Genomic DNA, 26,670 nt, shown 5'->3' on the forward strand with positions numbered 1-26,670 from the left:
TTGGATGCATCATGCACGTAACAGACGCTAACTCCGTCTGTCAGAAACATCCAAGTAACAAACCTCACGGTCTACGAGGCTGGACATCCGGGACGAACCGTGCGCCGCTCAGCCGACGGCCGGTTCGTCCTCGCCGTTCACGACGCCGGGGAGCCAGTCGAGCGACCCGGTGGCGAGCGCCTCATCCGCGAGCTTCTTCCCGGTCGGCGTCTGCAGCGCGGCGAGCGAGCTGTCGATCCACGGCTGGATGGTGTGATGCCCCTGGTCCCGGTACTCGATGGCCTGCAACAGGCATTCGAGCTTGTCGGCGTCGCGCGCGCAGCGGGCCTCCAGGCTGGTCCGCTGCTCGTACTCCGCGACCGAACCGGTGATCAGGTCGGCCACCGGGGCGGGCAGCCCGCGAACCTGATCCGCGGTGACCTGCTCGTTGGGCATGCGGGTGACGTACCGCTTGGCGAGGTACGGCAGGTCGGTGAGCCGGGTCTCCTGGCTGTCGTGAAAGAGGCTGAGCAGGATGGCCCGCTCGGGGCTCGCGCCCTCCAGGGCGGCCAGCACGCCGGCCAGCACCGCAGCCCGGAAGGAATGGTCCGCGATGCTCTCCGGCGCGGCGACGCCCGCGACCAGCCAGCCGCTCCGCTTGTAGCGCTTGAGCAGTCCCATCTCGTAGACGAACTCCGTCAAGCGCGCCAGCTCATCCGGCATGCCTTGCCCCCTCACTCTCGGCCGCCCGGGTATCTCACGGTAGACGACTTTTCCCAGATCAGACGGTAAGCGGAGGGCAGATCTCGGCCGGGCCCCCGGACCGGGAGTGGAACCCGAGCCGCCGGGTAGCGTTCCGGCATGATCGGACGACTGCAGGAACTCGTCATCGACTGCGCCGACCCGCCGAAGCTGGCCCGCTTCTGGACGGCCGTGGTCGGCGGAGAGGCCGTCGACCGCGATCCCGACTGGTCCTACGTCGATCCGCCGGACGGGCCGCTGCGCCTGGCGTTCCAGCTGGTGCCGGAGGGCAAGGAGGTCAAGAACCGCCTGCATCTCGACGTCGAGGTCGCGGACATCGACGCGGCGCGCGAACGCCTCTGCGCCGAGGGCGCCACCGCCGTCGAGGACCTGCGCACCGACGGCCACGGCCGCTTCCAGGTGATGCGGGACCCGGAGGGCAACGAGTTCTGCCTCTTGGACTGATCATCGATCGGTCCCGCCGGACCGCGTGGCACCGGTGGGTGGCCGTGCGCTCCGAGGCCCGGCCGGGCGTCGCGGCGCGGCGGGGCATCCGTCAGCCGGTCGCCAGGTGGGCGGTGACGAAGTCCAGGACCTCGGGGGACGCCTTCGGCAGTGAGCCGCTGTCGAACGGCGGTCGCGGGTCGTACTCGGTCCACAGCTGGATCGCCTGCGCGGCGACGTCGCCGCCGATGTGGGCGGCCAGGGTCAGCGCCATGTCGATGCCGGCCGAGACGCCCGCCGCCGTCACCACGTTGCCGGCCGTCACGACGCGTTCGGGGACGTATGTCGCGCCGGTGGCCTCGAGCTCCTTCCGCACGGCCCAGTGCGTGGTCGCCCGCAGGCCGTCGAGCAGCCCGGCGGCGCCGAGGATCAGCGAGCCGGAGCACACGGAGGTGGTCCATCGGGTCGTGGGATGCACGCGCCGGACCCAGTCGACGTACCGCCGGTCACCGAGCACGACGTCGCGGGTGCCCGGCCCGCCCGGCACGAGGAGGACGTCGCATCGGTCGATGTCGTCGAACGCGGCGTCGGCCACGACCGTGAGCGCCCCGTCCGTACGGACAGGGCCGCGTTCGGCCGCCGCGAACACCGTCGTGACGCCCGGCAGGCGCGACAGCACCTCGTACGGCCCGACGGCGTCGAGCGGGGTGAATCCTTCGTACAGCGCGAACACGATCCGCATGGGAATGCTCCTCATCGGGATGCCACGGATGAACGGAACCGGCGGCGGTAGTCGCCGGGGGTGACGGACACGGTCCGCTTGAAACTGCGGTGCATGGTCTCGGGAGTGCCGAAGCCGCACTCGCGGGCGATGACGTCGAGCGGGCGGGCGGTCGTCTCCAGCAGCCGGCGGGCCGCCTCGACCCGCACCGACTCGACGTACGACCCCGGAGTCACGCCGACGTCGTCGCGGAACACGCGGGCGAAGTGCCGTGGGCTCAGCCCCGTCCGGGCGGCGAGGGCCTCCACGGACAGGTCCGCGGTCAGATGGTCGGCGATCCACCGCTGCAGTTCCCGCATGCCGGGCCGGTCCGGCCGCTGCGCGGCCAGTTGCGCGCTGAACTGCGCCTGTCCGCCCGGCCGCTGCACGAACACGACCAGCTGCCGGGCGACCGCCCGGGCGGCCGCGGCGCCGCAGTCGTCCTCGACCATCGCGAGCGCCAGGTCGATCCCCGCGGTCACGCCCGCCGAGGTCCAGACCGGATCGTCCCGTACGAAGATCGGATCCGGATCGATCTCCACCGAGGGGAACCGCTCGGCCAGCAGGCGGCAGGCGGACCAGTGCGTGGTCGCCCGCCGGCCGTCGAGCAGCCCGGCCCGCGCGAGCAGGAACGCGCCGCTGCACACCGAGCCGACGCGGCGGGCGCGTCGCGCGGTGGCCGAGATCCACGCGATCGTCCGCTCGTCGTGGATGGCCTCCGCCGTGCCGGGACCGCCGACCACGATGAGGGTGTCGACGGGGTCGTCGTGGAAGGCGCGATGGGGGAGGACCGCCAGGCCGCTGGACGACTCGACCGGCGTACGTTCGGCGGCGACGACCTCGGTGGTGTAGCCGCCGGCCAGGTCGAAGACCTCCAGGGGGCCGGTGAGGTCCAGCGACTGGAAGCCGGGGTGGACGAGGAACGTGATCCGCACGTCCTCAGCGTCGCCGCCCCGGTGACGTGTCCGCAATGACGCGGATATGACGATTTCAGCCATCGTCCGTCGGTGGACCGGCAGGGATCCGCCGGTCCACCGCCCCTCAGAAGTCGAACAGGACGCTGATGCTCTCCCGGCGGTGGATGCGGGCGATCGCCTCGGCGAACAGTGGCGCGACCGAGACCTTCTGCACCTTCGGCGACAGCCGTACCGGCTGGTTCTCCACCGTGTCGGTCACGTAGAGCCGCGAGATCGGGCTGGAGTCCAGCCGCTCCATCGACTTGCTCGTGAACACTCCGTGCGTCACCGCCGCGCGCACACTCCGCGCGCCGTGCTCCATCACGGACTCCGCGACCTCGGTCAGCGTGCCGGCCGTGATCGTGAAGTCGTCGACGATCACCGCGTCCCGGCCGCGTACGTCACCGATCAGGTCGACGACCCGCGCCGTCTCGCTGTGGTCGACGCGCTCCTTGTCGGCGATGGCGAGCGGCGCGCCGAGCCGCCTGGCGTACTTCCGGGCCTGCTTGGCGAACCCCGCGTCCGGCGACACGACGACGAGGTCGCCCGAGTCACCGATGGCCTCGGCGAGCAGGGGAAGGGCGTACAGGTCGTCGACCGGCCGGGTGAAGAACCCCTGGATCTGCGGCGCGTGCAGGTCCATCGTGACGACCCGGTCGGCCCCGGCCACCTCGATCGACTGCGCGCACACCCGGGCACGGATCGACACCCGCGGCTCGTCCTTCTTGTCGGCCTTGGCGTAGCTGAAGTAGGGCATCAGCACGGTCACCGACGCGGCGCTGGCCCGCTTGAACGCGTCGATCCAGAACAGCAGCTCGACGAAGTTGTCGTTGGCGGGGAACACCGTGGACTGCACCAGGTGCACGTGCCGGCCCCGGACGTTCTGGTTGACCTTCACGAACAGGTTGCCGTCGGAGAAACGGATCACCTCCCCGCGACCCGGCTTCACGCCCAGGTGGTCGCAGATCGCGGCGGTCAGCCGCGGACTGCCCGTTCCGCCGAACACCAGCAGCTCTTCGAAGTCGGAACCGGTCACCAGCATCGCCTCCCGCGCCGTCCGCCACGATCATCCCCGGAACGGCCGTCTTCGTCACTATCGATCTGCCGTGACCCGGTCACCGGCCGGACGGCTGTACGAGACCGTTCTCCCAGGCCCACGCGGCGATCTGCACCCGGTTACGGACGCCGAGCTTCGACTGGACGCTGGCCAGGTGGCTCTTGACCGTGCTGACCGAGATGAAGAGCTCCGCGCCGATCTCCTGGTTCGTACGGCCCCGGGCGATGGCCCGGATGACCTCGGTCTCCCGTACGGACAGCGGTACCGCCGGAGGCGCGGTGGGAGTCCTGGCGGGCGCCAGGTGCCTGAGCAGCCGTACGGTGACCGACGGGGAGATCAGGACGTCGCCGGTGCTCGCGGCGCGTACGGCCTCGACGAGCAGGGCCGGGCCGGCGTCCTTGAGGATGAAGCCGACGGCGCCCGCGCGCAGCGCTCCGTAGACGTACTCGTCGAGGTCGAAGGTGGTCACGATGACGACCCGGAGCGGATCGGGAACGCTCGGGCCGGCCAGGACACGGGTGACCTCGATGCCGTCGAGGCCCGGCATCCGGATGTCGACCAGGCACACGTCGGGCCGCAGCCGCCGGGCCAGGGCGACGGCCTCGGCACCGTCGGCGGCCTCGGCGACGACGCTGATGTCCGGCCGATCCTCCAGGATGAGCCGGAGCCCGCCGCGGACCATCGCCTGGTCGTCGGCGATCAGCACCCGGGTGGTCATGGGCGGCTCGAGGCGGGCAGGGTGGCGCGCACCGACCAGCCGGCCCTGGGGCGCGGACCGGCGGCGAGGGTTCCGCCGAGGGCCTCGACGCGTTCGCGCATTCCGACGAGACCGTACCCGCCGGAGTGGGGGAAGTGCGGCGAACCGGCCGGGGCGGCGTCGTCGGTGACCTCGACGGTGATGTCACGCCGGTCGTGGGCGAGGGCCACGGTGACCTCCTGGGCGTCGGAGGCGTATCGCGTGATGTTGGTGAGCGACTCCTGGACGACCCGGTAGACGGTCGCGGTCACCTCCGGCGGCCACGCGGGGTCCGGTGGTCCGTCGGGCAGGTCCAGCCGTACGGCCGGGCCGCGCCGGGCGAAACGCTCGACCAGCTCGGCCAGCGCCTCGGGCCCGCGGGCCGGCCCACCCGCGTCGTCGGCGTCCCGGAGCAGGCCGATGACCTGGCGCATGGACGCGAGCGCCTCGGTGGCGGCGGCCTCGATGCCCGCCAGCGTCTCGTCGAGGTTCCCGGCGTTCCGGCGGGCGGCGATGCGGGCACCCTGCGCCTGGAGCACGATGCCGGTGATGTGGTGGGCCGCCGAATCGTGCAGTTCCCTGGCCAGTTCCAGGCGCTCGCCCCGACGTACGGCCTCGATGGCGGCCTCCCGGCGGGCGTCGAGGCGGCGCAGCACCAGCCCGGCCCCCACGGCGGCGACCCATCCCTGCGCCATGATCCAGGTCGCGGAGTAGGAGACCGGAGCGCCGGTGGCCAGGAAGTGGGAGTACCGCTCGAGGCTGCCGGCCACCACAACCGCCCCGCCGGCCGCGACGGCCGCCGCCGTACGGACCGGCAGCACCCTGACCGCCGCGGCGATGAGCACGGACAGGGCGAGGATCGCGGCACCGGCCGGCTCGCCGGACAGGCCCCAGCGCCAGGCGACCGCTTCGGCCACCCCGGCGACGGCGAGACCGGTCGCCGCGGCCCACGTGCGGGAACGCTCCCGCAGCAGGGCGGCGGCCGAGACCACCGCCCCGACGGCGAGGGTGAGCGCCCAGTCGCCGTGCCGGTCCATGAGGGTGTGGATCTCATAGCCCAGCGTCGCCGCGAACGCGAGGCCGAGCCCGGCGTTCACGGCCGTCCGGGGCCGCTCCACCAGGCGATCCAGCAGGTCCATGCCGCCCAGGCTACGGATTCGCCGCCGTCGCCGAATCAGCCGAAAGTACGACCGGTTCGGCCGGAACCGTACTTCCGGCCGGTACACGCGCCGAGCAGAGGCCCGCACAGTGAACCGCATGCCATTCACGGAGAGAACGTCATGAGTGTCGTCCTGCGGGCCCAGGGACTGGGCAAGAGATACCGGCGGCGCTGGGCGTTGTCGGACTGCACCCTCGAGGTCCCGGCCGGGCGGGTCGTCGGACTGGTCGGCCCGAACGGGGCCGGCAAGTCGACGCTGCTGGGCCTGGCCGCCGGCCTGCTGACGCCGACCTCGGGCACGATCGAGGTGTGCGGCGAACGCCCCGCCGCCGGGTCGGCACAGCTGGCCAAGGTCGGCTTCGTCGCCCAGGACACGCCGACCTACGCCCGGCTGACCGTCGCGGAGCACCTCAAGCTCGGCTCCCGGCTGAGCCCGGGCTGGGACATGCGGCTGGCGACCGAGCGGGTGCGGCGGCTCGGCCTGCCCCCCGACCAGCGGGCCGGGAACCTGTCCGGCGGCCAGCGCGCCCAGCTCGCCCTGACCCTCGCGCTCGCCAAGCGACCCCGGCTGCTGATCCTCGACGAGCCGGTCGCCGCCCTCGACCCGCTCGCCCGGAACGAGTTCCTCCGGGAACTTGGCGACGCCACCGCCGACCGGGAGATCAGCGTCGTGCACTCCTCCCACCTGGTGTCCGACGTCGAACGGGTCTGTGACCACCTCATCGTGCTCGTCGGCTCCCGCGTGCGGATCGCCGGCGACGTCCGCGAGCTGCTGGCCGCACACCACCTGATCAGCGCGCCGCACTTCGACCCCGCCGGACTCCCCCCGGGCGTGCACGCCGTCTCGGCCGACCGCACCGGCCGGGGGACCACCCTGCTCGTCCGCGCCGACGGCCCGATCGACGGCCACGGGTGGACGGTCGCCCCGGTCGGCCTCGAGGAACTCGTCCTCGCCTACATGAGCGGGTCCACCCCGGTGCTGGAGGGACAGCGATGATCTGGCTCGCCTGGCGGCAGCTCCGTACGCAGGCGGTCGTGGTGTTCGGCGCGATCGCCGTCCTCGCCGTCCTCCTCGCGGCCACCGGCCCCCGGCTCGCCCACCTGTACCACGTCCACGGGAGGGCGTTCCTCGACGACCTGGGCAGCACAGAGAGCAGCCTGTACCTCATCGGCACCTTCGCCGTGCTCTTCACGCCCGCCCTCATCGGCACGTTCTGGGGCGCTCCGCTGGTCACCCGGGAGCTGGACGCCGGAACGCACCGGCTGGCCTGGACTCTGACCACCCGCACCCGCTGGCTGGTCGTCAAGCTCGGGGTCGTCGGCCTCGTCGCGATCGCCGCCACCGGACTGCTCAGCCTCGCGGTGACCTGGTGGAACGGCCCGATCGACGCGGCCATCGCCGAGAACAGCGGCGCTCCCGGCCACGGAGTCTTCCTGCTCCCGCGCATGCAGGCCCTGGTCTTCGACACGCGCGGGATCGCCCCCCTCGGCTACGCCGCGTTCGCCTTCGTCCTCGGCGTCACCATCGGCGTCGTCGTCCGGCGGACCCTGCCCGCGATGGCGCTCCTCCTCGCCCTCTTCACCGTCGTCCAGGTCACGATGGCGGTGGGAGTCCGGTCGCACCTGCTGCCCCCGGAACACGTCACCACCAAGATCACCTCGGCGAACCTCACCCTGATCGACTTCACCGGGCACCTCACGGTGAAGGTCGACGAGCCCGGTGCCTGGATCGTCTCCCAGCACACCGTCAACGCCGCCGGCCGGGTGGTCGCCCCGCCCTCCTGGGTGGAGCAGTGCCCGCTGGAGAACCGGCAGGGGTCCCAGGCCTGCTTCGACCGGCTCTCCGACCTCGGCTACCGGCAACTGGTCAGCTACCACCCCGCCGGCCGTTTCTGGGCCTTCCAGTGTGAAGAGGCGGCGATCTACCTGGTCGTCGCGCTCTCCCTGGCCGGATTCTGCGTCTGGTGGATCCGCCGGCGCCTGTCCTGACCGCTCCTCGCCCGGTGAAAGGACTCCCTGGAAATGCGGACCAACCGTCTTCTCGGGCCTGGCACGGTCGGTGCCAGGCTTCTCCGACCCGCCACCGCCGTATGGGCGGCCGGCCTGCTCGCCGCCGTCGCCGTTCCCGCCGTGCTTTCGCAGTCGGGCGACCGGGCGGCGGCGACGGCCGCCGCGTCGGAGTCGCGGACGACGCCGGTGCTGCGGTGGCGATCCTGCGACGGGGACTTCGAGTGCGCGACCGCGCGGCTGCCCCTGGACCACCAGAACCCAGGCGGGCGGACCGTCAGTGTCGCCGTGATGCGGCACCGGGCGACCGACACCGCGCACCGCATCGGCTCGCTGTTCGTCAACGGCGGCGGCCCGGGCCCGCAGCTCGCGGGCTTCACGGCCGCCTACGGGCGGGTGCCGGCGGCCTGGAGAGCTCGGTACGACATCGTCGACTTCGATCCCCGAGGGTTCGGCCAGAGCACCGCGGTGCGCTGCTTCCCCACCGCCGACGCGGAGAGCGCGTTCCTGGCCGGCGCGCCCATCGGCTTCCCCGTCGGGGCCCGGGAGACATCGGCCTGGGTCCGTACGTGGTCGCGCTTCACCGCGCGCTGCGCGAAGCCGGGTGACGCCCTCCTCCAGCACGTCAGCACCGCCGACGTGGCCCGTGACATGGACCTGCTCCGCCAGGCCGTCGGCGATCCCACGCTGAACTACGTGGGTCTGTCCTACGGCACCCTGCTCGGCACCACGTACGCCAACCTGTTCCCCTCCAAGGTCGGGCGGATGGCCCTGGACGGCGTCGTCGACCCGGCCGCGTGGACCGACGGGAAGGACGGGCTGCCGAGCTTCGTACGCGAGGGCAACGACCAGGCCTCCGCCGCGGTCCTCCGGGACTTCCTGGGCCTGTGCGGCAAGGCGGCCGTGAGCGCCTGCGCCTTCTCCGCGGGCACCCCGGCGGCGACCCGCGCCAAATACGACACGCTGCTGCGCCGGCTCCGCCGTCATCCGGTGACCATGGGCACTCCGCCGGACACACAGACCTGCGGCTACGCCTGCGGAGTCCTCAGCGTCCCCCTGGGGAGCGTGGCCACGTGGCCGGAGGGGGCCGGCCTGCTCCAGCAGATGTGGGAGAAGACGTCCGGGCGGACCACCACCGCGGCGAAGCGGCAGGCCGGTGCCGGTGACCCCGCGCCGGAGACGTACAGCGGCCGGGAACAGTACTTCGCCACAGTGTGCTCCGACAGTCCGAACCCGAGCGATCCGCGGGCCTACGAGACGGCGGCACGACTGGCCTACGCCAGGTCGGGGCCCTCGGCCCTGGACTCGGCCTGGGCGACGGAACCGTGCGCGGGATGGCCACTGGGCAAGAGTCGCTACACCGGGCCGTGGAACCGGCGTACGGCCAACCCCATCCTCCTGCTCAACAACACCGAGGACCCGGCCACCTCCTACCGACAGGCGGTCACCGTGTCCCGGACGCTGGCCCGCGCGCGCCTCCTGACGGTCGAGGGGTACGGCCACACGGTCTTCTCGAATCCCAGCTCGTGCGCCATGGATCACGAGACCCGCTACCTGCTGACGGGAGTCCTGCCGTCGGCCGGCGCCGTCTGCAAGCAGGACACCGCCCCGTTCTCCTGACCGCGAGGTGACGCCGAGGTGGTGCCGGGAGCAACGGGGGCGGGTGCTCCCGGCACCCACGCGTGTAAAACGCTCGGCCGGGTGGGGAGGAACCATCGATGGACGTTCTGATCAGAGACGCTCTGGACGCCGACGCTCCCGTGACCGCCACACTGCTGACGCAGCTCGGCTATCCGTCGACCACGGAGCAGACCGCCGACCGGATCGCGAGATGGCGGTCGGACCCACTGAGCCGTGTCATCGTCGCGACGCTGAACGAGCGCGTGGTCGGCGTGCTCGCCTTCCACGCGATCCCCTTCTTCGAGCGCGACGGCAGCCGCGGGAGGGTGGTGTCCCTGGTGGTGGACGAGAACGCCCGCGGGCACGGTGTCGGGGCCCGGCTGATGAGCTTCATCGAGGCGGAGGCACGCCGCCTCGGCTGCGAGGACCTCGAGCTCACCAGCAACCGGCGCCGCACCGGCGCGCACGCCTTCTACAAGCACCTCGGCTTCGAGGACGCGTGCCACCGCTCCGCCCGATTCGTCCGCCCGCTGAGCGAATCCCCGGGCTGACCCGGGAAGCCGGGTCAGCTGACGACGTCCTTGGTGCGGAAGCGGCGGACGGCCAGCGCGAGGAAGACGATGGCGTACGAGGCGGACAGGGCCGTGCCCTTGATCATGCCGGTCCACTCCAGGTGCGGCTGGAGGGCGTCGGTCCAGGCGAACGTCCAGTGCGTCGGCAGGAACTCCCGCCAGTGGCCGAGCGCCGTCACCGCGTCGATGATGTTGCTGAGGATGACGAGGCCGACCGCGCCGCCGACCGCGCCGAGCGGCGAGTCGGTGGTGACCGAAAGCAGGAACGCCAGGGCGGCGACGACGAGCTCGGACGCCAGGATGTAGCCGACGATGATGAGCATCCGGGTGAGGGCCGTGCCGTTCGGCAGCGCGACGTCCCCGCCCGGCACCCGCAGGCGGGCCCAGCCGAAGACGTAGATCCCGGTGATCATCGCCATCGTGGGCAGGCTGACCACGGCCAGCGCGGCGTACGCGAGGGCCACGATCAGTTTCTGGCGCAGCAGCCGGACGCGCGGCACCGGGGCGGCGAGCAGGTACCGCAGGGACGCCCAGCCCGCCTCGCTCGCCACCGTGTCGCCGCAGAACAGCGCCACCGCCACGACGAGCAGGAAGCCCGCGGATGCGAACAGCGTGAACGCCGTGAAGTTCAGCGCGCCCGCCGTCGCCACCGTGACGAGGCCGGGGGTGTTCGCGTCGTTCCCCGACGGCGAACCGCCGAGCTTGAAGGCGGCGGCGAGCACCCAGGGCAGCGCCAGCAGGACCACGAACGCGATCCAGGTGCGGCGCCGGCGCAACTGGCGGACCGCCTCCACGCGCAGCGGCAGGGTTCGACGCCGCCGGTACGTGGGATCCTCGGCCACCGGCCCTCCCCGAGTCATGAGCCGTCTCCGATCAGCGCGAGGAACGCGTCCTCCAGGCGGCGGTGCGGCGTCACGCGATCCACCGGAACGCCGCCGGCGACGAGGGCGGCGACCACGGCCGCCGGCGCGAAGCCGTTCAGGCGCACGAGGACGCCGGGGGCGTACGGCTCCGCGGCCTCGACGCCCTCCAGGGCGGTGAGCACGCTCATCGCACGGTCGACCTCCGGTGTGCCGATCAGGATCGAACCGTCGTGGCCGGCGATCTCGGCGACCGGCCCCGCGGCCACGAGTGTGCCCCGGTGCATGACGACGACGTCGGTGCAGGTCTGCTCGACCTCGGCGAGCAGGTGGCTGGAGATGATGACGGTCCGGCCGGCGGCGGCGTACCGCACGAGGACCTCGCGCATCTCGGCGATCTGCGGCGGGTCGAGGCCGTTGGTCGGCTCGTCGAGGACGAGCAGGTCGGGCAGGCCGAGCATGGCCTGCGCGATGGCCAGCCGCTGCCGCATCCCCTGCGAGTAGGTGCGCACCGGCCGGCGGATCGCGTCGCCGAGCCCGGCGATCTCGAGGGCCTCGTCGAGGTACGCCTCGCCGCGCCCGGCGGCCTTCCAGTACAGCTCGAGGTTGTCGCGGCCGGACAGGTGCGGCAGGAAGCCGGGGCCCTCCACGAACGAGCCGAGCCGGGACAGCACCGGGGCGCCGGGCCGTACGGGTTCGCCGAAGATGCGGATCTGCCCGGCGTCGGGGTGGATGAGACCCATGAGCATCCGCAGCGTGGTGGTCTTGCCGGCGCCGTTCGGGCCGAGCAGGCCGCAGACCTGGCCGCGTTCGACGCGGAACGACAGGTCGTCCACCGCGAGGTGGCCGGTCTTGTAGCGCTTGGTGAGCCCGGCGATCTCCAGCGGCACCTCGGGGTCGCCGGGTTCGCCGCCGCGCCGGCGCCGCCCGCGTCCCGTCGCGACGAGCACGACGGCCGCCGCCACCGCGATCGCCGGGAACCCCCACACCCACCAGGGCAGCGGGGTCGGGGGCGTGCGCAGCGCCGGATCGGCGGGGACGGTCAGCGGGGAGTCCACGGACACGCGGTAGGAGGCGGCGCGGGTCGGGGAGGCGAACCCCATGTCGGTGGTGCTGAACACGACCCGGACGCGGTGGCCCGCGTCGAAACGGTGGTCCAGTGCGGGCAGGGCGACATCCGCCGTGCCGTCGACGTTGAACGGGGCGGCGAGGCGGCGGGCCGGTTCGGCCTGGCCGTCCGGCCCGACGTCGTACACCTTGGCGAACAGCGTCGCCCTGCCGCCGGCGACGTGGACGCGTACGCGCGCGGACCCGGTGAGGGTCAGCGGCGCGTTCAGGGGTTCGGTCTCGAACACCGCCGACTGGCCCGGCATGTCGAGCTGGGCGCCGCCGGTGCCGAACCCGCTCACGCCGCCGAGCGCGCCGAGCCCCGGAAGCGTGGAGACGGAGGCAGGGGATCCGCCGGGCGGGTTCTGGATCGTCTGCTCCTGCCCGCCGAGCGGGAGCGTACGGCGGGTGGCGCCGGCCAGGCCCGGGTACCGGGGTGCGGTCGCGGCGGTGACGACGACGCGCTGGGTGGAGGAGTCGATGCCGCCGCTGCGGGTGACGGTGAAGCCGGCCCCCTCCTCGCCCGACGTCGCCGTACGGTCGCCCTTGAGGTAGCGGTCGAACCAGCCCGTGACCAGGCCGCGGACGCGCGTGGTCTCCGGGTCGCCGCCGTCGTGCCCGCCCTGGAACCAGACGACCTTCACCGGCGCGCCGCTGACCGCCCGCGCGTTGCCGTCGGCCTGGTCGAGGGGGAACAGGGAGTCCGACTGGCCCTGGACCAGGAGGGTCGGGACGTGGATCCGGCCGGCGACGGACGAGATGCTGGACCGGCGCAGCGTCGCGACGGCCTCGGGCGTGGGCCCTCCGGTCTCCGCGACCTTCTGGTACATCGCGCACAGCGACGGCAGGAACCGTCCACAGCCTGTGGACGACGCGCCCGCGGTGAAGAAGATGCCGGCCCAGACCTTCTTGAACACGCCGTTCGCCGCGCCCTTGCCGGTGGCGTCGGGGAACAGTGAGTCGGCCAGGTCGTACCAGGTGATCTGCGGGGCGATGGCGTCGACGCGGTGGTCGTACGCGGCGGCCAGCAGGGTGATCCCGCCGCCGTACGACTGTCCGGCGATGCCGACGCGCGGGTCGCCGGGTGCGTCGAGCCGCACCTCGGGACGGCGGGCCAGCCAGTCGATGAGCTGCCGGACGTCCTTCACGTCGTAGTCGGGGGAGTCCAGGGTGATCTCCCCGTCCGAGCGGCCGAAGCCGCGCGCGGACCAGGTGAGCACCGCGTACCCGTGCCGGGCCAGCCGCTCCGCCTCGTCACGGGTGTCGTCCTTGCTGCCGCCGAACCCGTGCGCGAGCAGCACCGCGGGGGCGCGGCCGTGACCGGCGGGCGCGAAGAAGGTCGTGTCCAGGCCGACGTGCCGGTCGTCATGCGGCCCGTCGACCACCGCGATGCGCTGCTCGGTCGTCCGTACGCTCGGCGGCCCGGGCAGCGCCGCCCAGGTCACGCCGCCCGCCAGCACGGCCGCCGCACCGACGATCGCCGCCCACCGTCCCCGCCTCATGCCCGTAGACCTTAGGGCCTGTCTCAAAGCCGCCGGAGACAGGCCCTGGCGGTGTGTAACAGAACCCGGACATCGTGCGGACAGTGCCATGACACTGGGTCGCGATCTTGGTCGGCATGTCGTCTCCGAGCACCTTCGACGTCCGGACCCCGGTACTGCCGCGTACACCGGTGGCCCGCCCGCGTCGCCGGCCGTCCTGGCCGCTGCTGGTCCTGGCCGGTTGGCTCGCCCAGGTCGGCATCCGGTTCGCGCTCACCGGGGGGCAGAGCGTCCCGGCGGCGTTCCCCGACGAGAGCGGGTACCTGCTCGCGGCCCGGTGGCTCACCGGAGGGCCGGGCGGTGACCTGTCGGGCAGCACCTTCTACCAGGGCGGCTACCCGCTGCTGCTGACCCCGGCGTTCTGGCTGAGCCACGACCCGCAGACCTGTTACCGCATCGTGCTGGGGATCAACGCCCTCGTCGGCGCGGCGATCTTCCCACTCGGCGTCGTCGCGCTGCGCCGGATGCGGCTGGCCCGCTCACAGGCGTACGCGCTGGCGTTCGCGGCCGCGCTGCTGCCCGCCGCGACGGTCTTCGGCGGGCTCGCGCTGACCGACGCCGTCCTGCCCACTCTCCTCCTCGGCTGGCTGCTGGCGCTGCACTCCTTCCTCCGCGCCTGGTCCCGGGGACGGACCGCGTCGGGGGACGCCCGCCGGGCGTACGCGCGGCGGACCGTGACGGCCGGCTCGCTGGCGAGCCTGGCCGCGGCGTACGCCTACACCGTGCACGCCCGCGGCTCCGTCATCCTCGCCGTGCACGTCCTCATCCTGGCCGGTGTGCTCGCCCGCGATGTGCTGCGGCGGGAGCCGACGCGCCGCCTCGGGACGAGGCTGGCCCCCATGGCGGTCGTCCTCCTCGCGGCCGGTGCCGGGTGGGCGCTGAACGGCGCGGTACGGGCCGCCCTGTACCCCCGCGGTGTCCGTGACCTCGGTGGCCTGCTGTCGACGCGGCTCACCACGGTCGCGGGCCTGGAATGGGCCGTGTGCGGCGCGGCCGGGCAGATCTGGTACCTCGTCGTCGCCACCTGGGGGCTGGCGGGGATCGGCCTCGTCGCCGCCGCCCGTACGCTCTGGCGGCCCTGGAGCGACCCGGCCGACCGGATCCTGTCCGGCGTCCTGCTGGCCGCGACCGTCGGCACGGCCCTGGCGTCCTCGGCGGCGCTGCCGGACGAGCATCGGGTCGGCAACTACTTCTACGGCCGTTACCTTGCCTGCCTCGCCGTCGCGCACGCGCTGTGCGGGCTCGCGGTGCTGATCCGGCGGCGGCACGCCGTCGTCGGGTACGCGTTCGCGGCGGGGGTCGTGCTCGCCGGGGCCGGGCTGTCCGCCGCGGTGTACGCCGGGGACCGGCTCACCCACTACACCTTCATCGCGTTCGACTTCCCCGAGACGTGCTTCCTCACCTGGGACTGGACGTCGTTCCGGCTCGGCGCGGCCTCGCTCACGGCCCTCGGGCTGCTGGGCGTGCTGGTCGCGGTGGCGTTCCTGCCGCGCCCGGCGTGGACGATCGCCGTCGGGCTCACGGCCTTCAACCTCGTCGCGGCCCTCGTCATCGCCAAGCCCTGGCTCCCGGCGCGCGAGCCGATCTTCCGGCCCGGTCCGCCGCGTGGCGGGGTGGCCGTCGACGCGGGCCTGACGTGGCGGGTCTGGGTGCGGCAGACGTACCAGATCTCCTGGACGCGGGTCGCCTTCTTCCACAGCGCGAGCGAGGCGCCACCGGCCGGAACCTGCATGGTCATCGTGCCGGTGCCGGACCGTACGGCGCCCGAGGCGTCGTGGCCGCGGCACCCGGCCGGCTGGCGCGTGGCGTACTCCGGCACCTCGCCCGCGCCCTGGGCGGCCTGGGAAAGTTCGCCATGTCCCAGAACTGTTACATGATCTTTTCGTTCCGACTATTGCGCCGGGCGTCCTGATAATGAACGCGTGGCGACAATCTTGCTCGTGGAGGACGACCCTTCGGCGCGCGCCGGTCTGGAGTTCGCGCTGACCCGGCTCGGACACTCCGTGACCGCCCGCGAGACCGGCGAACTCGGCCTGGAGCAGGTACGCGCGCAGCGCCCGGAGATCGTCATCCTCGACGTCATGCTGCCGGGCATCGACGGCGTCGAGGTCTGCCGCCGGATCCGCGCGGAGGACTCCCTGCCCGTCATCCTGCTGACCGCCCGCAGCGACGACATCGACGTCGTCGTCGGCCTGGAGGCCGGGGCCGACGACTACATCGTCAAGCCGGTCGAGCCGCGCGTCCTGGACGCGCGGCTGCGGGCGGTGCTGCGCCGCGTCGAGCGCGCGCCAGGGGACCGTTCCACCCACGGCGACCTGGTCATCGACCGCGGCACGATGAAGGTGCGGCGGGCCGGTCAGGACGTGCACCTGACCGCCACCGAGCTTCGGCTCCTGCTCGAGCTCTCCCGGCACCCCGGCCAGGTGCTGACCCGGCAGCAGCTGCTGGCCTCCGTCTGGGAGCACGACTTCCTCGGCGACTCCCGGCTGGTGGACGCCACCGTGCAGCGCGTCCGGTCCAAGATCGAGGACGTGCCGTCCCGGCCGAAGTACATCGAGACCGTACGCGGCTTCGGCTACCGCTTCGTCGCCTCATGATCGGCCTGCGCGCCCGGCTGGTCGCGGCGTTCGCCGCCGTGGCGCTGCTGGCCTCGGCGGTCACCGCCGGGATCGCGTACTGGCTGGTGCGGCTGGCGATGCTGGAGCGGGTGCAGAACGCCGTCGTCAACGACGTCCGCAACGCCCTGGCCCAGACGGTGCCCACGCAGCTGCCCGGCACGACCCTGACCCCCGACCTCCTCCAGCCGATCAGCCGGGCCCTGGCCCGCCAGCCCGGCCGTCAGTCCTGGGTGCTCGGCGACGACCTCGGAGGTTGGGCCACGAGCGGTGCGCACTTCACCCACCTGCGCATCCCGCCCAAGCTGATCGCCGCCGTCCGCGGGCCGGGTCCGCACGACCGGCTCGCCCGGCCGCTGCGCGGCCAGCAGATCTACTTCCAGCGGATCACCTCGCGCGGAGTGCCCTACCTGGTCGTCGGCACGCCGGTCTACCTCCCGACCACGCGTGGCCGCACCGCCAGCCCCATCGAGGCGTACGTCATCGTGAGCCTTCAGCGCGAACGCGACGACCTCGACCGGATGGCCAGTTCGGTCGCCGCCGGGAGCGGGGCCGCCGTCGTCGTCGCGCTGCTGCTGGCCCTGCTCGCCGCGCGCAGCGTGCTGCGGCCGGTCCGGCGGCTGGCGGTGGCGGCGCAGGGCCTGGGCGCCGGCGACCTGGAGCGGCGGGTCGAGGTCCGGGGCCGCGACGAGCTCGCCCGCCTCGCCCGGATCTTCAACTCCAGCGCCGAGGCCCTGGAGGCCAGCGTCACCGAACTCCGGGAGATGGAACGGTCGGCCCGCCGGTTCGTGGCCGACGTGTCCCACGAGCTGCGCACGCCGCTCACCGCGATGACCGCCGTCACGGACGCCCTGGAGGAGGAGGCGACCGGGAGCGCCGCCACGGCCGCCGGGCTGGTGGCCGAGGAGACGCGCCGGCTGCGCACGCTGATCGGTCACCTGCTGGAGATCAGCAGGTTCGACGCCGGGGCGGCGGCGCTGGTCCTGGACGACATGGACCTGCCGGAGCTCGTCCGGCAGAGCCTGCGGCTGCGCGACTGGACCGGCGAGGTCGAGGTCGACCTGGTCCCGGACCTGCGCGCCCGCGTCGACCCCCGGCGCTTCGACATGATCCTGGCGAACCTGGTCGGCAACGCGCTCCGGCACGGCGAACGACCCGTCACCGTACGGCTGCGGCGGTCGTACGTCCCGGACGGGCCCGGCATCCGGCTGCGCGTGTCCGACAGCGGGCCCGGCATCCCTGAGGAGGTGCGCAAGCACGTGTTCGAGCGCTTCTACAAGGCCGACGCCGCGCGGACCCGCAGCGAGGGCAGCGGCCTCGGCCTGGCCATCGCCCGCGCCAACGCCGAACTGCACGGCGGCGAGCTGACCCTGCTCGACACCGAGACCGGCACGACGTTCGAGCTGTGGCTGCCCAACCGGCCCGAGGACTCCGCGTGACGGCCCGCCTCGCATTCCGCGTCATCTTCGCCCTGGTCACCGTGCTGCTCGGCACCGCCTGCGGAGTACGGCCCACAGGGGTGATCGGGGCCGGCGAGCCGGCCGTGGCCCAGCAGGCCGTGCCCCAGACGACCGTCTACCTCGCCCGCGGCGGCCGACTGGTGCCGGTCCGCCGCGTGGCCTTCCCCGGCGCTCCCCAGGCCGCGCTGTACGACCTGTGGCAGAGCGGGGCGACCGGGGACGAGCTCGCGGCGGGCATGTGGAGCCCTCTCATGAAGATCATGGTGCACGACATCAGGGTCCGGGACGGGATCCTGACGGTCGAGTACGAGCGGGGCGGGCCGATGAGCCGGCTGCTGATGGCCCAGATCGTCTGTTCCGGGACCGCCCAGCCGGACATCCGGCGCGTACGGATGGCCGGCTGGAGGTACGTGGGGCCCGGCCCCGACCAGCAACCGGAATTCGACGACCAGCATCCCTCGTTCGGCTGGACGGTCGTCGTCGGCCGCGAGCGGAAGTGCTCGGACTACGGCAAACTGATGGCCCCCTGACCGGTCCTCAGAGCGAGCGGACTGCGGGCAGCAACTCGCGTTCGGCCCAGGAGATGAAGGAGTCCTGGTGCTCGCCGCCGATCTGCACGATCGCGACCTCGTCGAACCCGGCGTCGACGAAGCCCTTGATCTTCTCCACGTGCTCGTCGACGTCCGGACCGCACGAGAGCTGCTCGGCGACCTGCTCCGGAGTGACGAACTGACTCGCCGACTCGAACGCGCCGGTCCCCGGCAGGTTGGCGTTCACCGGCCAGCCGAGGCCGAACCACCGGAACTGCTCGTGCGCCCGCTTGACCGCCGCCTCCCTGTCGGTGTCGTACGCGATGGCGATCTGCCCGACCCGCGGCTTGCCGGACCCGCCGGAGGCGTCGAACATCTCACCGAGCTCGCCCTTCGGCTCGGTGGCGATCATCATGTCGGCCTGCTCGCCCGCCACCCGGCAGGACTCGGGCCCCGAGACGGCCACACCGATCGGCACACGCTGGTCGGGCAGGTCCCACAGCTTGGCCGCCTCGACGTCGAAGTGGGCGCCCCGGTAGTCGATCGTCCCGCCGTCGAACAGCGCGGCGATCACCTCGACGGCCTCGCTCAGCATCTCGTGCCGGACGCTCGCCATCGGCCAGCCCTTGCCCACGACGTGCTCGTTGAGGTTCTCCCCGGCGCCCAGGCCGAGGCGGAACCGGCCGCCGGCCAGGATCTGCACGGTGGCGGCCTTCTGGGCCACGATCGCCGGGTGGTAGCGCATCGTCGGGCACGTCACGAAAGTCATCAGCGGGATCCGCTCCGTGGCCTGCGCGGCGGCCCCCAGGATCGCCCAGGCGTACCCCGCGTGGCCCTGCGCGGGGAGCCAGGGGAAGTAGTGGTCGCTGATGACCGAGAAGTCGAACCCGGCGTTCTCCGCGGACCGGACGTCGCGCACGAGTTGGTCCGGAGTCGCCTGCTCGCACATCATCGTGTAACCGATGGCAACCATGTTCGTTCCCCTCTCCGTGGTCCTCAGGCCGGCCGAGACCCGCACCCAGGGTGATCGGTGACCAGACGCTCATACCCGGCTGCGGCGAGTGAATCATGGGTGACGCACGTAAGATCCAACGCGAGTCGGCCGTGGCCTTCCAGGTTCGGCGCAGAGTTCTGCGGCACGGATTACCCGGCCAGGACCGGCGAAAACCTGGAATATGGCGCGTCCCGCCCACGGACGCAGAGCCGCCCGGTCTGGCGCGCCGGGCCGTCCGCATGATGCGATTGACCTGATTCATGCCCCGGCGAGAGACTTCCGCCCGCCCCCACGCGGAGGAGAAGACACCTTGAGGTTCGCGGTTCACCGGTCCGCCCGCCGACCGGCCTCCCCGCACGGACAGGCCCCGGAGCCCGGTGCCGACGCCGAGGACACGACCCGTCCGATGCCTCCCGTCGAGTCCCCGCAGGCCGCCGGCGAGCCCGGGCCCGGTACGCCGCCCGCCGCCGGGGCCGGGCCCGAGACGCCGCCCGCCGGTCGGACCGGCCGGTCCGTCGGCGACGCCGAGAGCACGACCCGTCCGATGCCCCCCGTCCGGTCCCCGGAGCCCGGCACCGACGCCGCGTCCGGCCGGACGCGGTTGATGCCGCCCGCCGGGTCCCCGATCACCCCGATGCCACCGGTCGGCGCCGGCACGACAACCTCCGGCGGCGCAGAGCCGTCCTCCACCGGGAGACCGGAGGATCGGAGGTCGGTGATGCGGATCGCGCGGCGGCCGGAACGCGGGGTCGCGGCGGGACCCGCGCGACGGGCCGGCGGCCGGCCGGGGCTGATCGCGGCCGTCGTCATCCTGTGGCTCGTCATCGCCGCCATCGCGCTGACCGGCACGCTCATCGTGGCGTTCTCCCAGGAACATCCGGCGCGCTTCGCCGCCCCGCTGAAGATCTATCCGGTCGCCCAGGCGATCCCCGGCCAGCAGTGCCCGCCCGGAGTGCAGGGGATGATGGGCCAGAGCGGCATCGGTCCGGTGTGCTATCAGCTGACGACCGGCATCACCATCAAACGGGTGAACGACATCCACGTCGAACGCGCCAAGAAGAGCGGCGGGTACGCCGTGTCGATCAGCCTCGCCCCGGCGGACGGCCGGGCGCTGAAACGCCTCACCCGCAACGCCGCCGGCCGCACCTTCGCACTGACCGTACGCGACCAGGTGGTGGCCGCCCCCCGGGTGGACGCCCCGATCACCAAGGGCCGGGTGCTCATCACCGGCAACCTCGGCCAGAGCGCCGCCCAGGAGATCGTGAACCGGCTCAAGACCGGAAAGGGCGCGCCGGTGCCCACCCCGGCCCCCGTCTGGACGCCTCCCACGCAGACCCCGACGCCGAGCCCCACCCTGACCACGCCGTCGCAGACGCCCACCCCGAACCAGACGTCGACGTCGCCGAGCCCGACGCAGACCGGGACCACGACTCCGACTCCAGGCGCGACGACGACCTCGAGCAACCCGCTGTCGGTCTGATCAGCGGCCGAAGGAGCCGTGCCGCCCGGCGCCGTCCCGGAACCGCTGGACGCCGGCCAGCCCGGTCTCCTCGAGTACGGCGCGGCCGTGGCGGAACTCGTTCGCGATCGCCGCGTCCTCCTCCAGGCCCTGCTGCTCCAGCATGGACATGCGGTCGTGCCGCAGGCAGTCCTGCGGGAACCCGGCGATCTCGGCGGCCAGCTCCTCCGCGGCCGCGCGCGCCCGTCCCGGCGGCACGACGCGGTTGACCAACCCCATCGCGTGCGCCTCCGGCGCCGGCACGGCGCGGCCGGTGAGGACGAGGTCCGCCGCCCGCGACTCACCGATCAGGCGCGGCAGGCGCACGGTGCCGCCGTCGATCAGGGGGACGCCCCAGCGGCGGCAGAAGACCCCGAGCACGGCGTCCTCCTCGGCGACGCGCAGGTCGCACCAGACCGCCAGCTCGAGGCCGCCCGCGACGGCGTGCCCGCTGATCGCCGCGATCACGGGCTTGGACAGCCGCATCCGCGTCGGACCCATCGGACCCTGCGCGGAGTGGGATACGTCATGCGCGGAGGCGCCCGCGCTGGGCGGATCGAGCCGGTTGCCGCGGTCGGTGCCCATCGCCTTCAGGTCCGCGCCCGCGCAGAAGGTGCCGCCCTCGCCCCAGAGAACGGCGACGCTCGCCGCGGGATCGGCGTCGAACTCACCGAACGCCTCGGCCAGCGCCCGCGCGGTCGGCCCGTCCACCGCGTTGCGCACCTCGGGACGGGCCAGCACCACCGTCGTCACCGGACCCTGCTTCTCCACCCGCACGCTCATGGAACCGAACGATTCCATGATTCGCGCGCGGGTGGAACAGCGTGTTCAGCGCCTCGCGGGTGTCAGTCGATGCGCCAGGTGTCTCCGCTGCCGAGCAGGCCGGCCAGGTCGCCCGGGCCCTGCTGGGCGATGGCCTCGTCGATCTGGGTCCGCATCAGCTCGTCGTACGACGGGCGCTCGACGTTGCGGAAGATCCCGATCGGCGTGTGCTCGAACGCCGGCGAGTCGAGCCGGGACAGCGCGAACGCCAGGGACGGGTCCGGGTTCTTCGCGTCGTGCACGAGGATGTCCGGGGAGTCCGCCGGGACGACCTCCAGCGAGCCGGAGACCGACCGCCGCAGCGCCTTGTCCCGGTTCGCGCCGAACACGACCGGCTCACCGTGCTCGAGGCGGATCGTCACGTCGTCGCGGGTCTCGGGGCTCTTCAGCGGCGCGAACGCGTCGTCGTTGAAGATGTTGCAGTTCTGGTAGATCTCGACGAGCGCCGTGCCGTTGTGCGTGGCGGCCTCCCGCAGCACCGACTGCAGGTGCTTGCGGTCGGAGTCGATCGTCCGGGCCACGAACGACGCCTCCGCGCCGATCGCCAGCGAGATCGGGTTGAACGGCGAGTCCAGCGAACCCAGCGGGGTCGACTTGGTGATCTTCCCGACCTCCGAGGTCGGGGAGTACTGCCCCTTCGTCAGCCCGTAGATCCGGTTGTTGAACAGCAGGATCTTCAGGTTGACGTTGCGGCGCAGCGCGTGGATCAGGTGGTTGCCGCCGATCGACAGCGAGTCGCCGTCACCGGTCACCACCCACACCGACAGGTCCGGGCGCGAGGCCGCCAGTCCCGTCGCGATCGCCGGAGCGCGCCCGTGGATCGAGTGGAACCCGTAGGTGTTCATGTAGTACGGGAACCGCGACGAGCAGCCGATGCCCGAGACGAAGACGATGTTCTCCCGCTTCAGGCCGAGTTCCGGCAGGAACCCCTGCACCGCCGCGAGGATCGCGTAGTCACCGCACCCGGGGCACCAGCGCACCTCCTGGTCGGTCTTGAAGTCCTTCGCGGTCTGCCGCTCCGGATCCTTCGGCACGAGGGCGAGGGGATCGCTCATGAGTTGATCACATCCCGGATGACGTCCGCGAGTTCTTCCGCCTTGAAAGGCAGGCCGCGGACGCGGTTGTAGCCGATCACGTCGACGAGGAAGCGGCCGCGCAGGATCAGCGCGAGCTGGCCCAGGTTGATCTCCGGCACGATCACCTTGTCGTACGAGCGCAGCACCTCTTCGAGGTTGGCCGGGAACGGGTTGAGGTGCCGCAGGTGCGCCTGCGCGACCTCGCCCCCGGAGTTGCGGACCCGCCGCACGGCCGCGGTGATCGCGCCGTACGTGCCGCCCCAGCCGAGCACGAGCACGCGCGCGTCACCGTCGGGGTCGTCCACGGCCAGCGGCGCGATGTCGCGGGCGATGCCGTCGATCTTCGCCTGGCGCAGCCGCACCATCAGGTCGTGGTTGTCCGGGTCGTAGGAGATGTTGCCGCTGCCGTCGGCCTTCTCGATGCCGCCGATGCGGTGCTCCAGCCCCGCCGTGCCCGGCACGGCCCACGGCCGGGCCAGGGTCTCCGGGTCGCGCTCGAACGGCTGGAACTCCTCCTCACCCGGCTGCGCGAAGGCCGGATCGATCTCCGGCAGCGCGTCGACGTCGGGGAGCTGCCACGGCTCGGAGCCGTTCGCGAGGTACCCGTCGGACAGCAGGATCACCGGGGTGCGGTACTTCACCGCGAGGCGCGCCGCCTCGACCGCGGTCGCGAAGCAGTCCGACGGCGTGCGCGGCGCCACCACCGGCACCGGCGCCTCGCCGTTGCGCCCGTACATCGCCTGCAGCAGGTCGGCCTGCTCGGTCTTGGTCGGCATGCCCGTCGACGGGCCCGCCCGCTGCACGTCGATGACGACCAGCGGCAGCTCCGTCGCGACGCCGAGGCCGACCGTCTCGGCCTTCAGCGCGAGGCCCGGGCCGGACGTCGTCGTCACGCCGAGCGCGCCGCCGAACGACGCGCCGAGCGCGGCGCCCACCGCCGCGATCTCGTCCTCGGCCTGGAACGTTCGAACCCCGAACCGCTTGTGCTTGGACAGCTCGTGCAGGATGTCGGAGGCCGGCGTGATGGGGTACGAGCCGAGGAACAGCGGCAGCCCGGACCGCACGCTCGCCGCGATCAGCCCGTACGCCAGGGCCATGTTGCCGGAGATGTTGCGGTACAGCCCCGGTGGCAGCGTCGCCGGCTTCACCTCGTACGACACCGAGAACGACTCGGTGGTCTCGCCGTAGTTCCAGCCCGCCTGGAAGGCCGCGATGTTGGCCTTCATGATCTCGGGCTTCTTGGCGAACTTGACCTCGAGGAACCGGACCGTCGCCTCGGTCGGCCGGTGGTACAGCCAGGACAGCAGGCCGAGCGCGAACATGTTCTTCGCGCGCTCGGCGTCCTTCTTGGAGATGTCGAAGTCCTCGAGCGCCTTCACGGTCATCGAGGTCAGCGGCAGCGAGTGCACGCGGTACTCGTCGAGTGAGCCGTCCTCGAGCGGGTTGGCCGCGTACCCGACCTTGGCCAGGGCGCGCTTCGTGAACTCGTCGGTGTTCACGATGAGGTCCGCGCCGCGCGGCAGGTCGCCGACGTTGGCCTTCAGAGCCGCCGGGTTCATCGCGACCAGGACGTTGGGCGCGTCGCCCGGCGTCAGGATGTCGTGGTCGGCGAAGTGCAGCTGGAAACTCGAGACGCCGGGAAGCGTGCCGGCCGGCGCGCGGATCTCGGCGGGGAAATTGGGCAGTGTTGACAGGTCATTGCCGAACGCGGCCGTCTCCTGAGTGAAGCGGTCGCCGGTCAGCTGCATGCCGTCACCGGAGTCCCCGGCGAAACGGATGATGACGCGGTCGAGTTGCCGGACCTGTTTGGTCACAGAGCAGGACCTCCTCGACGCGCGGCACTCGGGCGGAGGGAGGCGTCCGCATCCGACGTGCCACTTAGGCTTACCTTCATGCTACGTCCCGGATCACGTGGTTATTTCAACATTCGCGGCTAGAGGCGCGCTTGTGAGATGCGTCGCAGCGCTCGAAGATCCGCCCCGTTCACGTGCCCGCCCCGTACTGACTTCCCAGGCCACGGCGTCGGCATACATGTGAACGGCGGCTCGGCGCGCCGCGTCGGGCGGCCGGATCAGGCCGCCGGCTCCGGACACAGCGCGCTCGCCGACCGGCACAGGTCGACGTGCAGCCGCGCGAAGAGCAGGAGTCCGGACACAGTGCCGAACTATATGGCCTCAGCCTCGGCTTTCGCCGAAGCGGGCGGGCACGGCATGTCCCCGGGCGGCCGTGAAGGCCGGGGAAGCCGGGCGGCGCGCGGCGTGAAACCCCGTGAAACCACGGACGGTGGGCGCCGGGTCCGTGGCCCCGGCGCCCGCCGTCCTCAGCCGGTCCGCTGCTCCTGCGTCAGCTTGCTCAGCAGCGCGTTGACGTCGGAGGTGGAGTTGATGGTCGTGGCGAACGACGGCATCGCATGGACCGAGAAGTTTCCGTTGTGCGAGCGGTACCAGGACGACCACTTCCCGCCGCTCGTCCGGCAGGACAGCCCCACCTGGGAGTCCACCTTCGTCGTGGCCGAGTCGGTGCAGGTGGTCACGGCGGACCCGCCCTTCGTGGCGCTGAACACGACCTTCATCGTGACGCGGACGTCTCCGGTCGAGTCGCCGAGCGTCGTCGCCCGGACGTCGGCCTTGACGGTGCAGCCCGACTCGGTGCAACTGCCGAATTTCATCGCGCTGACCGGCAGCACGGAGAGGTCGGGGTCGTAGGCGTTCTTCAGCGCCTGCACGTCGCCGCGCAGCCCGCTGAACAGCGTGCCGGCGCCCGCCGACGTCAGCGGCGTGACGTCGAACCCGTACCGCTCCGCCCCCGAGGCGCCCTCGATCCGGAGCAGCCGGCGGGGCTCGCTCTTCGTGATGTAGTACGTCCGGGTGCTGACCCTCATCTTGATGGCCTGCACGCCGTTGACCCTGGTCCGCGCGGCCAGGGGGTCGTTCGGGGCCTGGCCGAGGACGGACGCCAGCCGGGAGGGCGCCAGGTCGGCCAGGTCGAGCAGCGTGAGGTCGTCAGGAGCCCGCGTCCACGTGTTACTCGCCTTCTCGGCGCCGGTCGAGGACAGCCCCTCGTCGTTCCAGAAGCCGCTGCCCGCCTTCAGGTAGGTGGTTCCGCCGACATCGACCCGGGAGACCTGCGAACCGCCCCCGGTGAAGGTGCCACGAGCGCTCCCCGCCTTCGTGACGCTGAACGTCGCCTGACTTCCGGCGTACGTTCCCGTCAGCGTCACCCCGCCCGCCTTGCCGATCGTCTGACCCGCCTGGCGCGCCGCCTTGCCCGACGTCGTCTTGGGGTCGTCACCGGAGCGGCCCAGAGCCGCGACCCCGATGACGGCGAGAACGACGAACACCACACCGGCGCCGGCCAGCACCGCGATGAGAACGCCCTTCGACTTCTTCGCGGGCGGCGGCGGGAACCCGTACGGCTGGGGCGCACCCCAGGTCTGCCCGCCGCCCCAGCCCTGCGGCCCGCCGGGGTTCTCCCACGGTCCCGCGGGGCCTCCGGCGTACGGTCCGGGCCCCCCGGGGTTCGGCCCGTACGGTCCGGGGCCGGCCGGGTTCCCCACGTAGGGGCCGGGTCCCCCGGCGCCGTCCCCGTACGGCCCAGGCCCGCCCGGCCCGCCGGGGTATGGCCGGCCCGCAGGACCACCCGGGTAGGAGCCGGGCCCGCCGGCGTTCTCCGGATAGGGAAGCGCGCGGCCGGGGTTCTCCGGGTGCGGGCCGGGGCCGGCCGGGGCGCCCGGGTACGGAGCGGGTCCGCCCGGCGAGGCCGGGTCCGGAACGCCGGACCACCCGGCGTCACCGCCAGGCCCGCTCGGCGGGCCGGCGGGTGACGTTCCCTGGTGCGCAGGGGCAGGGGGAGCAGGCGATGGAGATCCCGACTGCCCCGGCCACACGCCGGTCTCAGCGGGCGGCCCGGAAGGCTCCGGTCCCGCGCCGGTGGGCCCGGCCGGTTCGTCCGAGCGCGGTTCTTCGCCGGGGGAGGCCGGCTCGGTGGCGTCCTGGACCGGCCCACTCGCCTGCACGGCCTCCGTGGCCTGCCCTGATGCCGCGTGCTCCGGCGGGGCGGCCTGGTCGAACGCCGGCTGTCCCGGCGCGGCCTGCCCTGGCGCGGCGTGCTCCGGTGGGGCGGCCTGGTCGAACGCG

Annotated in this window: 24 protein-coding genes; 10 read left to right on the forward strand and 14 right to left on the reverse strand. The window is 72.7% G+C overall.

Annotation, left to right across the window (positions count from 1 at the left end; genetic code table 11):
* Positions 1-108: 108 nt before the first annotated feature.
* Positions 109-702 (reverse strand): HD domain-containing protein, encoded by a 594-nt coding sequence (locus ABD978_RS10820; protein WP_345352410.1) that lies wholly within the window; start codon positions 700-702, stop codon positions 109-111.
* Between the two features lie 138 nt (positions 703-840).
* On the opposite strand from ABD978_RS10820, the gene ABD978_RS10825 reads away from it, so the two are divergent.
* On the forward strand, positions 841-1,185 hold the full coding sequence (locus ABD978_RS10825; RefSeq protein WP_345352413.1) for a VOC family protein: 345 nt from the start codon (positions 841-843) through the stop codon (positions 1,183-1,185).
* A gap of 91 nt (positions 1,186-1,276) precedes the next feature.
* Here the strand turns inward: ABD978_RS10825 and ABD978_RS10830 are convergent, their stop codons facing one another.
* From ABD978_RS10830 to ABD978_RS10850, 5 genes are all read right to left on the reverse strand, one after another.
* A complete protein-coding gene (locus ABD978_RS10830; RefSeq protein WP_345352416.1) occupies positions 1,277-1,906 on the reverse strand; it encodes a DJ-1/PfpI family protein in 630 nt (209 codons plus the stop codon).
* Between the two features lie 11 nt (positions 1,907-1,917).
* Positions 1,918-2,853 (reverse strand): GlxA family transcriptional regulator, encoded by a 936-nt coding sequence (locus tag ABD978_RS10835; RefSeq protein ID WP_425550706.1) that lies wholly within the window; start codon positions 2,851-2,853, stop codon positions 1,918-1,920.
* Positions 2,854-2,965: 112 nt separating this feature from the next.
* Positions 2,966-3,916: a ribose-phosphate diphosphokinase gene (locus ABD978_RS10840; protein ID WP_345352422.1), complete on the reverse strand. Its 951-nt coding sequence runs from the start codon at positions 3,914-3,916 to the stop codon at positions 2,966-2,968.
* Between the two features lie 79 nt (positions 3,917-3,995).
* Positions 3,996-4,655, reverse strand: a complete 660-nt coding sequence (locus tag ABD978_RS10845) for a response regulator (protein ID WP_345352425.1) — start codon at positions 4,653-4,655, stop codon at positions 3,996-3,998.
* Positions 4,652-5,812, reverse strand: a complete 1,161-nt coding sequence (locus ABD978_RS10850) for a sensor histidine kinase (RefSeq protein ID WP_345352428.1) — start codon at positions 5,810-5,812, stop codon at positions 4,652-4,654. The genes ABD978_RS10845 and ABD978_RS10850 overlap by 4 nt, the downstream gene beginning before the upstream one ends.
* A 141-nt stretch (positions 5,813-5,953) precedes the next feature.
* On the opposite strand from ABD978_RS10850, the gene ABD978_RS10855 reads away from it, so the two are divergent.
* From ABD978_RS10855 to ABD978_RS10870, 4 genes are all read left to right on the forward strand, one after another.
* Positions 5,954-6,829, forward strand: coding sequence for an ABC transporter ATP-binding protein (locus tag ABD978_RS10855; RefSeq protein WP_345352431.1), 876 nt, complete (start codon positions 5,954-5,956; stop codon positions 6,827-6,829).
* Positions 6,826-7,821 carry an ABC transporter permease gene (locus tag ABD978_RS10860; RefSeq protein WP_345352434.1) on the forward strand — a complete coding sequence of 332 codons (996 nt, stop codon included), beginning with the start codon at positions 6,826-6,828 and terminating at the stop codon, positions 7,819-7,821. The genes ABD978_RS10855 and ABD978_RS10860 overlap by 4 nt, the downstream gene beginning before the upstream one ends.
* Before the next feature lie 33 nt (positions 7,822-7,854).
* Positions 7,855-9,459 (forward strand): alpha/beta hydrolase, encoded by a 1,605-nt coding sequence (locus ABD978_RS10865; protein WP_345352437.1) that lies wholly within the window; start codon positions 7,855-7,857, stop codon positions 9,457-9,459.
* Positions 9,460-9,557: 98 nt separating this feature from the next.
* Positions 9,558-10,010, forward strand: a complete 453-nt coding sequence (locus ABD978_RS10870) for a GNAT family N-acetyltransferase (RefSeq protein ID WP_345352439.1) — start codon at positions 9,558-9,560, stop codon at positions 10,008-10,010.
* A 14-nt stretch (positions 10,011-10,024) separates the two neighbouring features.
* Here ABD978_RS10870 and ABD978_RS10875 read toward each other — a convergent pair whose 3' ends face one another.
* The gene (locus ABD978_RS10875; protein ID WP_345352441.1) at positions 10,025-10,873 is read right to left on the reverse strand and encodes an ABC transporter permease; all 849 of its coding nucleotides are present in this window, start codon (positions 10,871-10,873) and stop codon (positions 10,025-10,027) included.
* A 14-nt stretch (positions 10,874-10,887) separates the two neighbouring features.
* Positions 10,888-13,500: an alpha/beta fold hydrolase gene (locus tag ABD978_RS10880; RefSeq protein ID WP_345352444.1), complete on the reverse strand. Its 2,613-nt coding sequence runs from the start codon at positions 13,498-13,500 to the stop codon at positions 10,888-10,890.
* A gap of 116 nt (positions 13,501-13,616) precedes the next feature.
* On the opposite strand from ABD978_RS10880, the gene ABD978_RS10885 reads away from it, so the two are divergent.
* The 4 genes from ABD978_RS10885 to ABD978_RS10900 are packed head-to-tail and all read left to right on the forward strand — an operon-like array spanning position 13,617 to position 18,144.
* Positions 13,617-15,416 (forward strand): hypothetical protein, encoded by a 1,800-nt coding sequence (locus ABD978_RS10885; protein WP_345352447.1) that lies wholly within the window; start codon positions 13,617-13,619, stop codon positions 15,414-15,416.
* 45 nt (positions 15,417-15,461) lie between these two features.
* Positions 15,462-16,136 carry a response regulator gene (locus ABD978_RS10890; protein ID WP_345352450.1) on the forward strand — a complete coding sequence of 225 codons (675 nt, stop codon included), beginning with the start codon at positions 15,462-15,464 and terminating at the stop codon, positions 16,134-16,136.
* Positions 16,133-17,593, forward strand: a complete 1,461-nt coding sequence (locus ABD978_RS10895) for an ATP-binding protein (RefSeq protein WP_345352453.1) — start codon at positions 16,133-16,135, stop codon at positions 17,591-17,593. The genes ABD978_RS10890 and ABD978_RS10895 overlap by 4 nt, the downstream gene beginning before the upstream one ends.
* A complete protein-coding gene (locus ABD978_RS10900) occupies positions 17,590-18,144 on the forward strand; it encodes a hypothetical protein (RefSeq protein ID WP_345352456.1) in 555 nt (184 codons plus the stop codon). The genes ABD978_RS10895 and ABD978_RS10900 overlap by 4 nt, the downstream gene beginning before the upstream one ends.
* Positions 18,145-18,151: 7 nt before the next feature.
* Here ABD978_RS10900 and ABD978_RS10905 read toward each other — a convergent pair whose 3' ends face one another.
* Complete coding sequence (locus ABD978_RS10905) at positions 18,152-19,117, reverse strand: TIGR03557 family F420-dependent LLM class oxidoreductase (protein ID WP_345352459.1); 966 nt, start codon at positions 19,115-19,117, stop codon at positions 18,152-18,154.
* 331 nt (positions 19,118-19,448) lie between these two features.
* Here ABD978_RS10905 and ABD978_RS10910 point away from each other — a divergent pair, with 331 nt between their 5' ends.
* Positions 19,449-20,618, forward strand: a complete 1,170-nt coding sequence (locus ABD978_RS10910) for a SecDF P1 head subdomain-containing protein (protein WP_345352462.1) — start codon at positions 19,449-19,451, stop codon at positions 20,616-20,618.
* Here the strand turns inward: ABD978_RS10910 and ABD978_RS10915 are convergent, their stop codons facing one another.
* The 5 genes from ABD978_RS10915 to ABD978_RS10930 all read right to left on the reverse strand — a co-directional run bounded on the left by ABD978_RS10915 (position 20,619) and on the right by ABD978_RS10930 (position 26,090).
* Positions 20,619-21,419 (reverse strand): crotonase/enoyl-CoA hydratase family protein, encoded by an 801-nt coding sequence (locus ABD978_RS10915; protein ID WP_345352465.1) that lies wholly within the window; start codon positions 21,417-21,419, stop codon positions 20,619-20,621.
* A gap of 62 nt (positions 21,420-21,481) precedes the next feature.
* Entirely contained in the window at positions 21,482-22,513 is a 1,032-nt protein-coding gene (locus ABD978_RS10920) for a 2-oxoacid:ferredoxin oxidoreductase subunit beta (RefSeq protein WP_345352468.1), read from the reverse strand.
* Positions 22,510-24,348: a 2-oxoacid:acceptor oxidoreductase subunit alpha gene (locus ABD978_RS10925; RefSeq protein WP_345352471.1), complete on the reverse strand. Its 1,839-nt coding sequence runs from the start codon at positions 24,346-24,348 to the stop codon at positions 22,510-22,512. The genes ABD978_RS10920 and ABD978_RS10925 overlap by 4 nt, the downstream gene beginning before the upstream one ends.
* A 257-nt stretch (positions 24,349-24,605) precedes the next feature.
* A complete protein-coding gene (locus ABD978_RS43825; RefSeq protein WP_364402014.1) occupies positions 24,606-24,689 on the reverse strand; it encodes a putative leader peptide in 84 nt (27 codons plus the stop codon).
* Positions 24,690-24,854: 165 nt separating this feature from the next.
* Positions 24,855-26,090 (reverse strand): hypothetical protein, encoded by a 1,236-nt coding sequence (locus tag ABD978_RS10930; protein WP_345352474.1) that lies wholly within the window; start codon positions 26,088-26,090, stop codon positions 24,855-24,857.
* Between the last annotated feature and the right edge of the window lie 580 nt (positions 26,091-26,670).

This window comes from Actinoallomurus liliacearum (assembly GCF_039542035.1).
GTDB lineage: Bacteria > Actinomycetota > Actinomycetes > Streptosporangiales > Streptosporangiaceae > Actinoallomurus > Actinoallomurus liliacearum.

Excerpts from the sequence above, each read along its gene's own strand:
- ABD978_RS10885 (WP_345352447.1), top strand. The coding sequence starts at position 13,617 with ATGTCGTCTCCGAGCACCTTCGACGTCCGGACCCCGGTACTGCCGCGT.
- ABD978_RS10830 (WP_345352416.1), bottom strand. The coding sequence starts at position 1,906 with ATGCGGATCGTGTTCGCGCTGTACGAAGGATTCACCCCGCTCGACGCC.
- ABD978_RS10865 (WP_345352437.1), top strand. The coding sequence starts at position 7,855 with ATGCGGACCAACCGTCTTCTCGGGCCTGGCACGGTCGGTGCCAGGCTT.
- ABD978_RS10845 (WP_345352425.1), bottom strand. The coding sequence starts at position 4,655 with ATGACCACCCGGGTGCTGATCGCCGACGACCAGGCGATGGTCCGCGGC.
- ABD978_RS10820 (WP_345352410.1), bottom strand. The coding sequence starts at position 702 with ATGCCGGATGAGCTGGCGCGCTTGACGGAGTTCGTCTACGAGATGGGA.
- ABD978_RS10860 (WP_345352434.1), top strand. The coding sequence starts at position 6,826 with ATGATCTGGCTCGCCTGGCGGCAGCTCCGTACGCAGGCGGTCGTGGTG.
- ABD978_RS10855 (WP_345352431.1), top strand. The coding sequence starts at position 5,954 with ATGAGTGTCGTCCTGCGGGCCCAGGGACTGGGCAAGAGATACCGGCGG.
- ABD978_RS10850 (WP_345352428.1), bottom strand. The coding sequence starts at position 5,812 with ATGGACCTGCTGGATCGCCTGGTGGAGCGGCCCCGGACGGCCGTGAAC.
- ABD978_RS10915 (WP_345352465.1), bottom strand. The coding sequence starts at position 21,419 with ATGAGCGTGCGGGTGGAGAAGCAGGGTCCGGTGACGACGGTGGTGCTG.
- ABD978_RS10880 (WP_345352444.1), bottom strand. The coding sequence starts at position 13,500 with ATGAGGCGGGGACGGTGGGCGGCGATCGTCGGTGCGGCGGCCGTGCTG.
- ABD978_RS10920 (WP_345352468.1), bottom strand. The coding sequence starts at position 22,513 with ATGAGCGATCCCCTCGCCCTCGTGCCGAAGGATCCGGAGCGGCAGACC.
- ABD978_RS10905 (WP_345352459.1), bottom strand. The coding sequence starts at position 19,117 with ATGGTTGCCATCGGTTACACGATGATGTGCGAGCAGGCGACTCCGGAC.
- ABD978_RS10870 (WP_345352439.1), top strand. The coding sequence starts at position 9,558 with ATGGACGTTCTGATCAGAGACGCTCTGGACGCCGACGCTCCCGTGACC.
- ABD978_RS10895 (WP_345352453.1), top strand. The coding sequence starts at position 16,133 with ATGATCGGCCTGCGCGCCCGGCTGGTCGCGGCGTTCGCCGCCGTGGCG.
- ABD978_RS10825 (WP_345352413.1), top strand. The coding sequence starts at position 841 with ATGATCGGACGACTGCAGGAACTCGTCATCGACTGCGCCGACCCGCCG.